This window comes from Mesorhizobium sp. C268A, assembly GCF_040324475.1.
In the GTDB taxonomy this organism is placed as follows: domain Bacteria; phylum Pseudomonadota; class Alphaproteobacteria; order Rhizobiales; family Rhizobiaceae; genus Mesorhizobium.
The window spans coordinates 2,361,438-2,376,176 of record NZ_JAMYVX010000001.1 but is presented as its reverse complement, the minus strand read 5'-3'; the positions used below and the strand labels follow the sequence as shown (position 1 = coordinate 2,376,176).

8 protein-coding genes and 8 pseudogenes are annotated in these 14,739 nt (G+C 59.8%); 12 read left to right on the top strand and 4 right to left on the bottom strand.

Annotated features, from left to right (window positions below; all coding sequences use genetic code 11):
* Positions 1 to 238: 238 nt before the first annotated feature.
* From NKL06_RS11485 to NKL06_RS11470, 4 genes and pseudogenes are all read left to right on the top strand, one after another.
* Positions 239 to 885, top strand: a pseudogene (locus NKL06_RS11485) (site-specific integrase); the annotation flags it as partial.
* Between the two features lie 406 nt (positions 886 to 1,291).
* Positions 1,292 to 1,749: pseudogene (locus NKL06_RS11480) on the top strand (helix-turn-helix domain-containing protein); the annotation flags it as partial.
* 544 nt (positions 1,750 to 2,293) lie between these two features.
* Positions 2,294 to 3,553, top strand: coding sequence for a group II intron reverse transcriptase/maturase (ltrA, locus tag NKL06_RS11475; protein WP_023694945.1), 1,260 nt, complete (start codon positions 2,294 to 2,296; stop codon positions 3,551 to 3,553).
* A gap of 80 nt (positions 3,554 to 3,633) precedes the next feature.
* Positions 3,634 to 3,868 (top strand): annotated as a pseudogene (locus tag NKL06_RS11470) (transposase); the annotation flags it as partial.
* Between the two features lie 256 nt (positions 3,869 to 4,124).
* On the opposite strand, the gene NKL06_RS11465 reads toward NKL06_RS11470, so the two are convergent.
* A complete protein-coding gene (locus NKL06_RS11465; RefSeq protein ID WP_031210816.1) occupies positions 4,125 to 5,150 on the bottom strand; it encodes an IS110 family RNA-guided transposase in 1,026 nt (341 codons plus the stop codon).
* Positions 5,151 to 5,224: 74 nt separating this feature from the next.
* Here NKL06_RS11465 and NKL06_RS11460 point away from each other — a divergent pair.
* The 4 genes and pseudogenes from NKL06_RS11460 to NKL06_RS11440 all read left to right on the top strand — a co-directional run.
* A pseudogene (locus NKL06_RS11460) lies at positions 5,225 to 5,490 on the top strand (transposase); the annotation flags it as partial.
* 101 nt (positions 5,491 to 5,591) lie between these two features.
* Positions 5,592 to 5,732, top strand: a complete 141-nt coding sequence (locus NKL06_RS11455; RefSeq protein WP_156939192.1) for a hypothetical protein — start codon at positions 5,592 to 5,594, stop codon at positions 5,730 to 5,732.
* A gap of 138 nt (positions 5,733 to 5,870) precedes the next feature.
* Entirely contained in the window at positions 5,871 to 6,227 is a 357-nt protein-coding gene (locus tag NKL06_RS32730) for a hypothetical protein (RefSeq protein ID WP_084567764.1), read from the top strand.
* Between the two features lie 1,056 nt (positions 6,228 to 7,283).
* Positions 7,284 to 8,373, top strand: a pseudogene (locus NKL06_RS11440) (MFS transporter).
* Between the two features lie 300 nt (positions 8,374 to 8,673).
* Here the strand turns inward: NKL06_RS11440 and ectB are convergent.
* Both ectB and NKL06_RS11430 read right to left on the bottom strand, forming a co-directional pair.
* On the bottom strand, positions 8,674 to 9,981 hold the full coding sequence (gene ectB, locus NKL06_RS11435) for a diaminobutyrate--2-oxoglutarate transaminase (protein ID WP_352580288.1): 1,308 nt from the start codon (positions 9,979 to 9,981) through the stop codon (positions 8,674 to 8,676).
* Positions 9,982 to 10,361: 380 nt separating this feature from the next.
* Positions 10,362 to 10,958: an IS630 family transposase gene (locus NKL06_RS11430; protein ID WP_352580286.1), complete on the bottom strand. Its 597-nt coding sequence runs from the start codon at positions 10,956 to 10,958 to the stop codon at positions 10,362 to 10,364.
* A gap of 26 nt (positions 10,959 to 10,984) precedes the next feature.
* On the opposite strand from NKL06_RS11430, the pseudogene NKL06_RS11425 reads away from it, so the two are divergent.
* From NKL06_RS11425 to NKL06_RS11415, 3 genes and pseudogenes are all read left to right on the top strand, one after another.
* Positions 10,985 to 11,159 (top strand): annotated as a pseudogene (locus NKL06_RS11425) (IS66 family transposase); the annotation flags it as partial.
* A gap of 59 nt (positions 11,160 to 11,218) precedes the next feature.
* Positions 11,219 to 11,458 (top strand): IS1182 family transposase, encoded by a 240-nt coding sequence (locus tag NKL06_RS11420; RefSeq protein WP_023694959.1) that lies wholly within the window; start codon positions 11,219 to 11,221, stop codon positions 11,456 to 11,458.
* Positions 11,459 to 11,646: 188 nt separating this feature from the next.
* Positions 11,647 to 12,771, top strand: a complete 1,125-nt coding sequence (locus NKL06_RS11415) for a M24 family metallopeptidase (RefSeq protein WP_198027114.1) — start codon at positions 11,647 to 11,649, stop codon at positions 12,769 to 12,771.
* A 162-nt stretch (positions 12,772 to 12,933) separates the two neighbouring features.
* Here NKL06_RS11415 and NKL06_RS11410 read toward each other — a convergent pair.
* Positions 12,934 to 13,635, bottom strand: a pseudogene (locus tag NKL06_RS11410) (transposase); the annotation flags it as partial.
* A 187-nt stretch (positions 13,636 to 13,822) separates the two neighbouring features.
* Here NKL06_RS11410 and NKL06_RS11405 point away from each other — a divergent pair.
* Positions 13,823 to 14,633, top strand: a pseudogene (locus NKL06_RS11405) (IS110 family RNA-guided transposase); the annotation flags it as partial.
* Positions 14,634 to 14,739 lie beyond the last annotated feature (106 nt).

Sequence of the window (14,739 nt, the reverse complement as noted above, 5' to 3'; positions counted from 1 at the left end):
ATCCAGGTTCATGCACGTTATTCGTCAGGCCACCTGATTGCCCCTCGACCGACATGGCTAGTTCGGAAGTGGCGAAGTCCGCTTGGCATCCTGTGGGCAGGCGCTTGGGTTCTCTTTGGCTTGGGTGAATCGGAGCTACTCTGCGGGCTAGGTCAGGCTAGAGCGGAGTGGCTTTAAGCTGAGTCGAGTAAGGATTCCCAAATCAGGGGAAATTTGATTGAACTAAACCGCTGCCGCCATGGCCCAGATAAGCCCTCTGTGTCAGCGGATGATTGAAGATCTGACGATCCGCAATTTGTCACCGGAGACGCAGCGATCCTACGTGCATCACGTGGCGAAGTTCAGTGGTTTTTGGGACGATCACCCGATCAACTGGGATACGAAGAGGTGCGCGCCTATCAGACCCACTTGGTGGGTCGAAGGGTCTCGTGGGGCGCGTTGAACCAGACGGTTTGCGCCTTGCGTTTCTTCTACGGCGTGACGCCGGGTCGCTCTGATGACCACCTATGCGGTGGGCTTACGCGCCGCGGAGGCGGCGCGTCCGCAGGTGACGGACATCGATAGCAGCCGGAGGGTCATTCGCATCGAGCAGGGCAAGGGCGGCAAGGACCGCTATGTGATGCTGTCGCCGCAGCTGCTGGAGATTTTGCGCGTCTATTGGCGGTTGACCAAGCCGGGGCGATGGCTGTTTCCCTGGCGCGATGGCCGCGTCCCGATCCATCCACAGACTTGGGGATCGCCTGTCGAGCAGCCTGCGAGTTCCTGGGCGTTGAGAAGCGGGTGACGGTGCACACCCTTCGACACAGCTTCGCCACCCACCTTTTGGAAGCCGGCACGGACATAAGGATCATTCAGGTGCTGCTGGGCCATCGCAGCCTGGCGACGAAGCCATGGCCACGCTCGGCCCGATCCCGCGCAAGGCCCTGACCTGGCCAGACACCTCATGACACGCTGCGCACTGACACGCTCGCCCCGGCCATCCCGGCGTCTACTACAGTCGCCGCCGGGCCTTGCGCGCTGTAGTCAAAGTCGCAGCCCGGCTGTCGCCAGCAACGCTGCACCTGTCCTGCATCGCGACAACGGGCGACCGCTCAAGAGCGATCGGCGAGCCCGCTCCGGCGCCTCGGACACAAGGTCGAGCCCTAAATCCACATAGCCCGCCCGCCATCCCGCGGCTCAGTTCAATCAGGCTTCAATGTAGTCGCGACCCGTGCGTGTCCGCCCAATCGCGCCCGCGACTACACAGAACCCTCCAGATTCAAGATGCTTGCTGGAAGGAGGCCAGCATTTGATGAGCAAACCCTATTCGATGGATCTTCGCGAACGCGTGGTTGTGGCTGTTGAGGTTGAGGGCCTGTCGCGCCGGCAGGCGGCGGCGCGCTTTGGCGTCAGTTACAGCGCCGCGATCGCTTGGGTGAAGCGTGTACGCGAGACGGGCAGCGTCAAGCCCAGCCAGATCGGCGGCTATAAGCCGAAGAAGATCTCGGGTGCTTGGCGGGACTGGCTCCTGCAACGGTGTCGGGATCAAGACTTCACCCTGCGCGGACTGGTGGCTGAATTGGCCGAGCGCGGCCTTTTGGTCGACTACCGCTCGGTGTGGGCGTTCGTCCACACCGAGAAGCTCAGTCTCAAAAAAAGACGCTGATCGCCAGCGAACAGGATCGCCCCAACGTGGCGCGCCGACGATCCCAATGGGCGACGTATCAGAACCGGATCGACCCCTGCCGCCTGGTCTTCATCGATGAGAGTGTGCTGCAGAGCAGCGGAAGGAGTTCAACATGAACTAAGACCGGAGCGTAAAGCTGCGTGAATGATGGGGGACGGCCCTCCGGGATCGGCTTTCAGGAGCAGGTCTCAAACCAGTCCAAGCTGCTGCGGTAAAGAGCCGTGGTGGTGAGCGTTGGATGAAAAGTTCGGACGAGATCCGAGCAGGTGGGTGTCCGAAAGACGAACGAAAGTGAACCCTTCGAAGACGCGTCGTTATGAACGTAAGTGTCGCCGAAACCAGGACCGTCTCGTCATCCTGGGACAAGTCCGCCGGGTGCCTGATGACAGGGCGGGTGGCGACGGGCGTTGAGGGGGCGTGAGTCGGACACAGGCATTCGCGCGGAACTGCAGGAACCAGGCTCCTGATGCAAAGGGAGAAGCTCAAGCGGGCCAAACCGCAAGGCGAGAGTACCGATGCAGGAGACTGGGGCGGACCGGCCCGTATGAGCGTTGAAGGCCCTGTAATGGGGCCGGAGCAAAGGGGCCGGATCAGGTGGTCGTATTGTTTGGAACAACTGGAAACAGGATGACTTCGGAAGATACGACAGACAAGCCGTTTCGAATTGCGAAACGACAAGTGTACGAAGCTTACAAAGCGGTCAAAGCCAACCAGGGCGCAGCCGGGGTGGACGGGCAGACCCTGGAGATGTTCGAGAAGGACCTTGCAGGAAACCTCTACAAGGTCTGGAATCGAATGTCCTCAGGGACGTACTTCCCGCCGCCGGTTCGCGCTGTCTCCATTCCGAAGAAGAGTGGGGGCGAAAGGGTTTTGGGTGTGCCCACCGTCAGCGATCGGATCGCACAGATGGTGGTCAAGCAGATGATTGAGCCGGATTTGGACATCCTCTTTCTTCCAGACTCCTACGGCTACAGGCCGGGAAAATCGGCTCTGGATGCAGTTGGCGTCACGCGTCAGCGATGCTGGAAGCATGACTGGGTTCTGGAATTCGACGTCAAAGGGCTGTTTGACAATCTTCCGCACGATCTCCTGCTGAAGGCGGTCAGGAAGCACGTCACATGCAAGTGGGCTCTGCTCTACATCGAAAGATGGCTGGCAGCGCCGATGGAGAAGAACGGGGAAGTCGTCGAGCGCACACGCGGTACCCCGCAAGGGGGCGTTGTCAGCCCGATCTTGTCGAATCTCTTCATGCACTATGCATTTGATCTGTGGATGACCCGGACGCATCCTGACCTTCCATGGTGTCGATATGCGGACGATGGTCTTGTGCATTGCCGGAACGAGCAGCAGGCAGAAGCCCTCAAGGCGGAGCTTGGTGCTCGACTGGCAGCATGCGGGCTTCAAATGCATCCGACAAAGACCAAGATCGTCTATTGCAAAGACCAAAGGCGCAGGGGGGAATACCCGAATGTCGTGTTCGACTTCCTCGGGTATCAGTTCCGGCCGCGACGCGTCGCGAACACACAGCGAGATGAGTTCTTCTGTGGTTACACGCCTGCGGCCAGCCCAACGGCAATGAAGTCGATGCGGGCCACGATCAAAAGCTTGAACATCCCGCGGCAGACGCCGGGGACGCTGGCTGAAATCGCCCAACAGCTCAATCCACTCCTTCGCGGATGGATAGCCTATTATGGCCGCTACAGCCGTTCGGCCCTGTCCACTCTGGCTGATTACGTCAACCGGAAGCTCAGGGCGTGGATCATGCGTAAGTTCAAGCGCTTTCAGTCCCATAAGACGCGTGCCAGCCTCTTCGTGAGAAAGCTGGCGCGGGAAAATCCAGGACTGTTTGTGCACTGGAAGGCGTTCGGAACGAATACGTTTGCCTGATGGGAGCGGTGTGAATCGAGAGGTTCACGCACCGTTCTGCGAGAGGCCGGCAGGTGAAATCCCTCCGGCCTACTCACCCTTGGACCAAGACCAACATGGCGCCGCTCAGGGGATGGGCGCCACGCGGCCAGCGCGTTAAGGCCAAGGTGCCACACTGGAAGACCATGACCTTCCTGGCGGCACTGCGCCATGACCGTGTCGACGCGCCGTGGCTCATCGACGGGCCGATTAACGGCGAGCGCTTCCGGCTCTACGTCGAAGGTTCTCGTCCCCACCCTCAAGCCCGGCGATATCGTCGTCATGGACATGTGTGGACGCCCCCATCGATGCAAGAAGAATCTTCTACAAAGAGATCGGAGCGTGGTCGGGTGCTGACATGTGTCCGGCCTGTGGATGCGACGTTCGACATGCCGCGGGCCCGTATGGGAGTTCGCGGAGCGGGTCCAATTCAATCTCGCGTGCTCAACGCACGTATCCATGATCTGGTTTTCCCGATCCCGTCTCGTTGACCGTTGCGCCATACTCTCCGTTTGACCTTCTCACACTTTCGAGGCCTTCTGGCCGAGCGGAACTAACCCGCCACGGCTGGCGCCCGATAAGTTCCGCCTTTCGCCATCAGTGCCCAGACGATGCGTGCAGTTTTGTTGGCAAGCGCGACGATCACCAACATGGGCGGCTTGCGGCCCAAGATGCGCATGAGCCATGGGTCCGCAGATTTCCCCTTCCGCATTGCCCAGCGTACGGCCGCGCTGGCCCCTATGATCAGCAGCCTGCGTAGCGTTCGCTCGCCCATCCGAGACGTCTCGCCGAGCTTCTGCTTTCCGCCCGTGGAGCGTTGCAGCGGCGTAAGGCCAAGCCAGGCCGCGAAGTCGCGCCCTCTCTTGAAGGTCTGAGCCGACGGAGCCAACGCGGCGAGAGCTGTCGCGGTGATCGGCCCTATACCGGGGATCGTCATCAGTCGCCTGGCTTCCGTGTCTTCCTTGGCGCGCCGGGCGATCTCGCGGTCGAGCAAAGCCATCTTCTCGTCCAACGAGCGCAATTGCTCCACGAGCAGGCGCAGGATCGAGCGGGCGACTTCGGGAACAGCGGAACCCTTGTCCTCTATCGCGGCCAGAAGCTTGGCCACATGGAAGAGGCCTTGCGCGGCCACCATCCCGAATTCGGCAAGATGGCCGCGTATTGCATTGATGGTTTGGGTTCGCTGCCGCACCACGAGATCGCGGACGCGAAAAACAATGGCCGCAGCTTGCTGCTCTTCGCTCTTCACCGCCACGAACCGCATGGTCGGCCTCTGTGCGGCTTCGCAGATCGCCTCCGCGTCAGCCGCATCGTTCTTCTGCCGCTTCACGAAAGGTTTGACGTAGCCCGGCGCGATCAGCCGGACGCTATGCCCAAGGCCTGAAATCTCCCGCGCCCAGTAATGGCTGCTGGCGCAGGCCTCCATCGCAACCGTGCAAGTCGGCTGCTCGGCGAGGAACCGAAGCACCTGATCACGACGCAATTTCTTGCGGAGCAGGGCGATTCCCGATGCATCCGCACCGTGCGCCTGAAAAACGTTCTTCGCTAGATCCAACCCGATTATGTTAACTTCCAACATGGACGCCTCCTTCAAGTGATGATCAACGACACCACTTTGGCACAGCGATGCCGCCAGGGGGCGTCCACCCCATCAATCTCAGCTCGCACAAAGGCAAGGCCGTGCGCCGCGCCATCCGGTCAGCCGGCGCGAGGCTGTTCTTCCTGCCAAAATACTCACGCGACCTCAACCGGATCGAGAAGCTGTTCGCCAAGCTCAAGCATTGGCTGCGTAAAGCGGCCAGGCGGACCGTCGACGCCGTTTGCGACGCAATCGGTCAAACCCTCGAAACTGTCACTTCAAGCGAATGTCAAGCGAATGCCGAAATTACTTCATTGAGGCCGGGTATGACCGAACCTAAAATCATCCCGCTCTCTAAAGGACCACCGACCTGAGATCGAGCCGGAAGTGTGTTTCAACTGGTTCAGCGATAAGCGTGATATGGCGCGACTGAAGAATGGCATGGATTTTCTGGTGCGCATCCTTACTTCAGAACCGCTGGATGTTGCGATCGATCCTTTCCCTTCGGGCTGGAATGCGCGCACCAAGCGGATCAGCAAGATTTCGCGCCTGAATTATTGTATCACCGCGGCCGCCGATTGACGGCCCTGCCTTGCTCGCCGCGGCCTGATAGACAGTTTCATCACGCGAGGCAGCGGCTCGTCGACTTGGTCGCCGACGATCGTGCCCTGGAGAAGTACATCCGTAACCGGGAACTGGCACCCAACATCCACATGCCGCATGGGCGCCGCCGACGATCCGAGCAGCGTCACCAGCCCCGATGGCCGTGTCCACTCTGTCGACGACCCGCGTTGCCGACGCTTCCGTCATGCCGTTCTGCCCGAGAGCGAACACGAAAATTCCCACAATCATGGTCGCGGAAAAGATGGCGGATTCGATCTTGCGCCAGACATGACTAAACAGCACGGGGCCGATGGCTCTGCCGCAGGCACCGAACCAGCGCTGGGCGGACTTCGTGTCGGACATTCTGGCCGACGGCCGCCGTTCCATGTTCTGGTGGTCGTAGATGACTTCACCCGCGAATACCTGGCGGGTGGCACGTCGTATCAGCATGCGGGCGGTGCGGAAGCCCAATAGCCACGCCAAGCAGGAGACAGCCGCTGATGATCGTCTCCAGACACCGTCGCCTGCAATGGCGGAGACAACCGGGACTGCATCGCACCAGGCGAGCCGACCCAAAACGGCTCGCGGAGAGCCTGCCCCGAGCTCAGCGACGGATGCGTCGACGAGCATCTGTTCCGCGGGCTGGACACGGCACGGCATATCTTCAAGAATGCAGGATTGACTACAATCAGCCCGGCTGCATAGGAGCTTGCGAACAAGTTTGCAAACCGGCTAAAACGGCCACATGACAGAGTCTAGCTGTGAACGAGGGCTGAATAGGGCAGCCTCAGTGAGGCTCGCGGGAGGGCTGAACCAACGTATCTGGCCGATCCAGTGTATCAACATCGGGCGAAGCATCCACCGCTTCGCACAGGGATAGCCGATTTTGTGCGCGCGGAGAGCGGGAGATGCCGATCTCCCGCGTCTTTGTGGACAATTCGCGCAAACTGCTCATTCTACGCTGTTATATTTTAACAAGCGGCACTGAGCGTGCGACTCCGCATGTATAAGTGGCATGACGCGGTTTCAGGCTGCCAAAATCGAAGGAGTAGCACAGAGTGACCTGCTGAGGCGCAACTATCCGGAACGGAAGGACGTCAGGCACGAAGAACAATCCACACCGCACCAACAATCCACACCGCACCCACGTGCGGCGGATACTCAAGCGGCCCCGCGGTCGAACCCATGGACGTTGAGCAGGTCGAGCGGATTCCGAGGCTTGGGGCCTATCGCAAGATGTGGCGGGTGCGATCGGAGGTCTGGTTGTCGAGCTCGTCAGGACCATTCCGCGAAGATCGAGTACTGCGCCCGAGATTCGGTTGCGGCCACAAGGATGTTCCGGAGAAGTAGCTTGCGGCTGGGAAAGGGGATCATTCAGGACTTATCCCAAAGGGTCCGACTTACGCCACCTCCCGAGGCGTACCCAGCCCGGCAGCGAGCTTAGTCTCCTGCCGGGCTGGTTTCACTGAGTGGGGAACTCCTCGCTGTACAGCGATGTGACAAATCGAACATCAGCAAGGATCAGATTGAATGAGCAGTGTCGCGGGCGGAGACGCGGATCCAGCGGCCCTTGCGCCGCTCAACAATCGAACCTTTCGTTCGATCTGGCTCGCCACGCAGGTTTCGAGTCTCGCCTGGTTGATGCAGACTGTTGCCGTCAGCTGGCTGATGGCGACGATCTCGACTTCCGATCTGATGGTCGCCCTGGTGCCGGCTTCATCGACGTTGCCCGCTCATTTTGTCCGTGTTTGCCGGGGCTCGCCGACAATTTCAGCCGTCGCCGGGTTATGTTCGCCGGCCGGCGCCTAATGGCGATAGCATCTGCGATGCTGACCGCATTTGTGGCGATGGGCTTTGTCGATCCGTGGATGATCCTCGGCTTCAGCTTTTTGATCGCATGCGGCTCCGCTCTCAACGATCCTGCCTGGCCAGCCTCGGTTGGCGATATCGTGGACCGACGCGATGTTCCCGCTGCCGTTACTCTCCTCTCCGTCGGCTTCAACTCTGTCCGGACCGTGGGCCCGGCGCTCGGCGGCATCGTAGTAGCCTCGTTGGGCTTTTGATGGCTTTCGCCGTGACCACGCTGAGCTACCTGGTACCTCTGGGCCACTATATGGTGCTGGAAATGCAAGGTTCGCTCCTCACCTTTTCCGCGCGAGTCGATGACCACGGCGATCTATGACGGGCTGCGCTTCACGGCGATGTTTTCGGAAATCAAGGCTGCGATCGCTCGCGGAACCCTCTTTGGCCTGGCGAGCATCGCCAAACTCGCACTGCTGCCCCTGCTTCGCGATCAGCTGGAAGGAGGACCGCTCGCCTATAGCACGCTCATGGCCGGCTTCGGAATAGGGGCCGCGGCATCGGCAATAGTATGTTCAGACGGAGCTTGTCTCAAGAACGACTGATGTCGCTCGCCTGCTTCGCCTGCGCGGCATGCTCCCTCTCCCTGGCGCTGACCTCTTCGATTGCAGTGGCGGCAATAGCACTCGCCCCGGGCGGCGTGGGTTGGGTCACTGCCTGGTCCGGGCTTGACGTGAGTGTACAGCTGGCGAGCCCGCGATGGGTCGTGGGGCGAAGACGCGCCGATGCGCCCGCGCGGCGCGGAAGCCGCTCGATATAGACCTGTTCGATCAAGCCGCACGCAACGAACTCGGCCTGTCCGACGACTGCTCGCCAATGGCGTAGCCGGGGCCGAAAACCGGCCATGCTCCCGTCGTGAAACTGTTCGATCCGACCGGGCAGGAGACTTAGCTTCTCACGGAACTGCTTCTCACTGAACTCAGCCGACGGCGACACGCTTTTCATCCGGACGAGGATGGCACGGCCGCTGGTGGCGATGGCGACGCCTTTGCTACGACGAGCGTCCTCGCTCACTTGCTGGCGCTTTCCGACGACGATAGCTCGCGCGTTCTCATCGGCGTCATGGATTTTTCTCCATGCTGTCCTGCACCGCGCTGATGCTATCGCGAATGATTGACAGACCACGGCGCAGGTCAGCCTCAGTGATAGTGAGAGCGACAAGGAACTTGAGTACCTCGCTCCGCCCGCCACAGGTCTCGATCACCAAGCCGCGACGAAGAGCTTCCTGGGCGATTTGGACCGCCAATGAATGATGCTTTTGTGGTACAAGACCATACATCAGTCCGCGACCCCTTACAGTCAGGCCAAGGCTGGCGAAATCCTTTGCGATTGACTTGAGTTCCTCTGCTAGGATCGCGGACTTGCGAGCGATTTCCTCCTCGAATTTGGAGTCGGCCCAATAGGTCTCAAGAGCCGCGCGCGCAGTGACGAAAGCAAGGTTGTTGCCTCTGAACGTACCGCTGTGCGCGCCAGGCGACCAAATATCCAGTTCGGGCTTCAAAAGAACCAGCGACATCGGCGTTCCGATTGCCGACAAGGACTTTGACAAAGTCACAATGTCAGGAACAATCTTGGCAGCTTCAAAACTGAAGAATTGTCCCGTGCGGCCGATACCTGCCTGGATGTCATCGAGGATCATCAGGATCCCATGTTTTGCGGTGAGGTCACGCAGCCTTTTCAGCCATTTGAAGCTTGCAGGATTGATGCCCCCTTCCCCTTGAACTGCCTCCAGAATCACCGCGGCAGGCTTATCGAGGCCACTGCTTGGATCGTTCAGCAGCTTCTCGAAGTAATCGAGCGTGTCAACGGAAGCGCCAAGGTATCCATCGTAAGGTAAAAACGTCACGTGCGCGACCGGGAAACCTGCAGCACTGCGGTACTTCTTGTTTCCAGTCGCAGCCAACGATCCAGCGCTAACGCCATGGAACGCATTGGTAAATGCGACGATATTCGCCCTCCCGGTTACTAGGCGCGCCAGCTTCAGCGCCGCCTCGACCGCATTCGTACCTGTGGGACCCGTGAACTGCAATTTGTAAGACAGACCACGCGGCTTCAGAATATACTGCTCAAAAGCTTCGATAAATGCCTTCTTGGCACTCGTGGCAAGGTCAAGCCCGTGCACGATGCCGTCGCGCTCGATGTAATCCAGCAACGGCTTCCTGAAGGCGGGGTTATTATGGCCGTAATTAAGGGCGCCTGCCCCGGCGAAAAAATCAAGATATTCACGCCCGTCTGCACCTATGAGGGTAGTGCCAACCGCGCGATCAAAGAGGATTGGAAAGGACCGGATGTAGCCCCGCACCTCGGACTCGAGGCGCTCGAAAATTGCGATGCTTGCGTCGTTCCCAGGCGCGAATTTCTTGTTCATAGTGGAAATCTCCTTGTTCACAGGGGCGATCTCTGTCGAAGGCAGCCTGCGGCCGTGTCAGGTATGAGGGGCGGTCGGATGAGTGCCCGCTTCCTGAATGTAGCAGCGTCAGATGGACGGAGATCGAGTGGGCAACTATCACGAGTAGTGCCTCGTGGGAGCATGATCTCCTAAAAAGTGCGTTCGTTGAGTTAAAGATCCGAGATTTTCTGTAACAGTATTGTTTCAGGCGATCTGAGGGTACTTCAATTGGAGGGACGGCCATTGCACGCTGATGTTTCTGAAGTCACCACACCGAAGGAAGTTGCATACCTTGACGGGCGTTGTGGGTCGGCTTGCCCGAGTGTTGTCGGGATCGACTGCCGCAATCCGCAGGAACCCTAGTGGATGGAACCTAGCATTTGGTGCCCGCGTTTGACGGCAGCGATGATCTTGTCTGGATCGGCGGTCCAAGTGAAGGGTTTAGGTTGCTGGTTGTGCTCTGCAACGAAGCGGTTGATCGCCGCCTGAAGGTCGACGACGGAGTGGAAGACGCCGCGCCTGAGACGATGCTTCGACAGTTTTGCGAAGAAGCCCTCAACCGCGTTGAGCCACGAGCATGAGGTCGGTGTGAAGTGGAAGGTGAAGCGCTGATGGCGGCCGAGCCAGGCACGCACCTTGGGGTGCTTGTGAGCGGCGTAGTTGTCGAGGACGACGTGGATGGCCTTGCTGGCCGGCACCTCGGCATCGATAGCGTTGAGGAAGCGGATGAATTCCTGGTGACGATGGCGCTGCATGTTCCTGCCCTGCCAGCGCCACACGCAGGTCTTGGACTTACCAGTTTGCCGCATGATCTCGACGGTGCCCACGCCGTCGCTGCTCAACAGAATGATCTCGGCGCGCCAAACGTGCTTCTGCGGCGCATTGCGATCTCTGATCAGCGCGCCCAGACGCTGACGATCAATCGAAGAATCGGTGAGCAATATTCCTGTGCGCATGCGCCAGACTCGCATGCGCACTCACAAATTGCGAGGCGATCAGTCAGCCGCCAGCGCCGTTCCATGCCACGCCACGCGGCTTCATCGGCCCTCATCTGCTGGCGACTACAAGTTCTGCATAGCCCTCTTAACCGCTGGTTCAAATTCGAGGGCATCGAGCGTTCGACCTCGACGCTGGCCGACCTGGTCGGCTTTGGGACCAACCTGTGTGAACGCGTTGATTTGGTAAACTGATTCCCGATGAGCGAGGGGGAGTCGGGATGAAGCGGTTTGTCGAGGGCGAGGATCGCCGGCAAGCGACACTGCTTCCCGAGTGCTTGGCCGATTACGTGATGCAGGACAATCCGGTTTGCCGGGTCGTGCCGGAAGCGACCGGGCGGCCTGCCTATCATCCCGCGACGCTGCTGAAGATCTATCTCTTCGGCTATCTAAACCGGATCCAGTCGAGCCGCGGGGCTCGAGCGGCAGTCTTGGCGCGTGCCCGGCATCTCGGAACGTGAGGCGCTGCGGTAAGTTTAAAATAGTTTCGTAGAACTTTTGCAGTTGGCAGTCCGCGGACGGTGTAAAAGAGTAATTGCTCCGCTGCAACGTCGAAGGAAAGGCGAACAACTTGGTAGCGCATTTTCGCTTTGGCCAACTGCACAGAATACACATCAAACCCGTCATTTAGCCATACATGGAGGAATCCGTGACGCACCCTCAGCCCTTTCCCATAGGCGAATTCCGCTCCCGCCTCGCAGCATTGCGGGCCGTGATGGCCGAGCGACAAGTGGACTTCCTTATTGTCGATCAATTTGAACACGTGAAATATTTCGGAGGTCACTGGCCCACAGCGGCCATGTACCAAGCCTTGCTCATACCCCTTGATAGCGAGCCGGTCGCGGTAATCCGTGCTCTCGACGCTGCGGTTTTCAGCGAAATGAGTTGGCTCACTGATTACGTGGCAATCGGTGACAGCGACAATCCACTAAAGGTCGTTGCCGATACAATTCTAGCCCGCGGACACGGAGCGTCGGCTGTAGGCCTCGAGCGCGATAGCCATTTTTTGACTGTGAACCGGGCACTTGAGCTCCAAACACTGCTGCCCGGTGCCAAAATGGTCGATTTCTCTGGCATTATGTGGGAAATGCGGCAGGTCAAATCACCACTTGAGCTCGCCTGTCTCGAGGTAGCGGCGGAGATTTGCGACCGAGCCGCCGCCGAAGGTTTGAGCGCGGCTCTGGCCGGCGTTAATGAACGCGAGGTTCTCGCAGCTATAACTGTCGAAGCGTTGCGCAGTGGTGCGGACAATGCGGGCTTGGGTGTCGTGGTGTCGGGCCCGCGCTCAGCAGCCTTGCACGGGGAGTTAGGCCACCGCACACTGGCTAAGGGGGATATCCTGCATATCGAAATGGTGCCGCAGTTTCGCGGCTACGGGTCGCGGATAATGCGCCCGAAATCTATCGGTGAGCCAACCGATGAACAAATACAGACCGCAGAAACGATGATCCGGATCCAAGAGGAGCAGTTCCACGCCATGAAGCCCGGGGCGGAGGCAAAGGAGGTCGACCGCATCCTGCGAGAGGGCATATTGGCGGCTGGATTGCGCGACAGCTATACAAACGTCACGGGCTATACGCTCGGCCTCCTCTCCGTCCCGCGCGGCACGGATTTCACCCGTGCCTTCCTCGCCGACAGCGAATGGCAGTTGCAGCAGAACCAAGTTTTCCACATGTATACCTGGGCGGGTGGCATGGCCTTCAGCGAAACCGTCGTTGTCAAATCGGAAGGTGGGAAGCGCCTGACCAAGATGGACCGAAGGCTATTCTATTGAGTACGCCCGAACGTAACCAACAGAAGAGTATTGTTACCTACCACATACAATTCTTTCGATATCGCCCGATCGATCCTGAATTTCGTAGGCGACACGCTGTTTAGAGCAGACGATCCGGGATAGCCCATTTTGCTGCCTTGGACTAACGTCCCGTTTTGAAATTCAAGGATGAGCGTTTCGGCGGACGAGGTTTGCGCCCATTGCGGCGAGGATCACTGCGTGAGAGACGTCGATGCGCTGCTCGTAATCGCGCATAGGCGGCGCCGTCGGGTCGTCCAGGGTCCGCCCGACGACCCAGCGTCAGGCAAGACTTCGAAGCCCTTCTGGTCATCGGATCGACGGATGATCTCAACCAAGAAGTGCAGATAGGCGGCCTTGTCCATGAGCTTTAGCCGATCTTAGGCTCCGTCGGCGAACAGATGCTTACCCAGGGCCAGCGCTGGCGGATACCATCCAGGATCGCCTGAGCGCCGGAACGGAAATATCGGCCGGCGTCAGGTTGACCACCACCAGCCGCCCATCCGTATCGACTGCGATATGGCCGCTAGCGTCCGACTTTCCGGCGTCGTAACGCCTTGTTCCAGCTTGCGGAGCCTTGACCGATTGGCTGTCGATCACCGCCGCCGTCGGGCTCGCCTCGCGTCCGGCCCGCTCAAGTCCAGCATCGCGCCACGTCGTGGGAGGATTGGAACAGAAACGGCCGCGCCAGCTCTCGAAACCAGCCATAGACCGTCTGCCAGGTCCAAAGTGGATAGGCAGCATCCGCCAGCCGCAGGTAGCGCACCGTATTGATCAATCAACCTCGCGCGGACGGCCGCGACGCCCAGACTTGGGCATCAGCGGCGCGAACTGCTCCCACTCTTGTATCTGGACGGGAGGTTTTTGTGCGATGAAAGCGCTGTGCCTCGGGACGGATGGCCATCCGGCGCGAGGCATGGCGAAGTCGCCGTTACCCCTCCGGTTACACCGTGGATGAGCTTGGGATCTTCGCCAACGTCACGCACGACCGAATAGTCGCATGGCTCCAATCGTACGCACAAGGCAGATTACCGTGACCAAGACCATCTGTGGAATAGATATTTCGAAGGCCTGGCTCGACGCACATGTCGTGCCGAGCGGCGCGTGGGGCCGTTTCGGCAATGACGCGGCAGGCATAGCCGAGCTTGTCGCCTTCTGCCGGTCTCACGGCGTCGAGCTCGTGGTCATGGAGGCGAGCGGCGGCTACGAGCGTCTTGCCTACCTGCTTCTGTGGAGATGGATCAGCCCTGCGGCATCGTCAACGCGCGCAGCGTGCGCCGCTTCGCTGAGGCGATGGGCTATCTGGAGAAGACCGACAGGATCGACGCCGCCGTCATTGCCGATTATGCGCAGGTCAAACGGCTGCAGCCGACGCCGCCGCCGAGTGCGGCCCAGCAGCGGCTCAAGGCACTGGTCGCCCCGCTTTGCCAGGTCACGGACGATCTCACCGTTCAGAAGCAGCGCAAGAGCGCTGCCCCCGATGCCGAGACCATTGCCAGCCTCGATGAGGTCATTGCCGTGCTCAAGCGCCAGGGCCGCCGGCTTGAGGGCGAGATCGCCTCGCTGATCGACGACGATCCACTGTGGGCATGCCTCGACCAGGCGTTCCGCTCGCTCAAGGGCGTGGCCTCCCGCACCGTGCCGAGGCTGATGGCCGCACTGCCCGAGATCGGTCTGCTCTCCAACATCGCCAAGCTGGCCGGCCTGGCGCCGATCGCCAACGACAGCAGCAAGCGCAGCGGTCGAAGGCCGGTGCGGGGCGGGCGCGCAGGATCGCGCTCCATCCTATTCTTCATTGCCCGAATCGTTGCCCGCTAGATCCTCACCTTGGCGCCTTCAACCAATGGGTTGTAGGCATCACCGAAACGTCTAACCCGGCATGATGCTTCATGCTGCGCTTCCTTTCCTGATGATTGCGGCTGTTCCTGAACAGACCACGTCACTCATAAA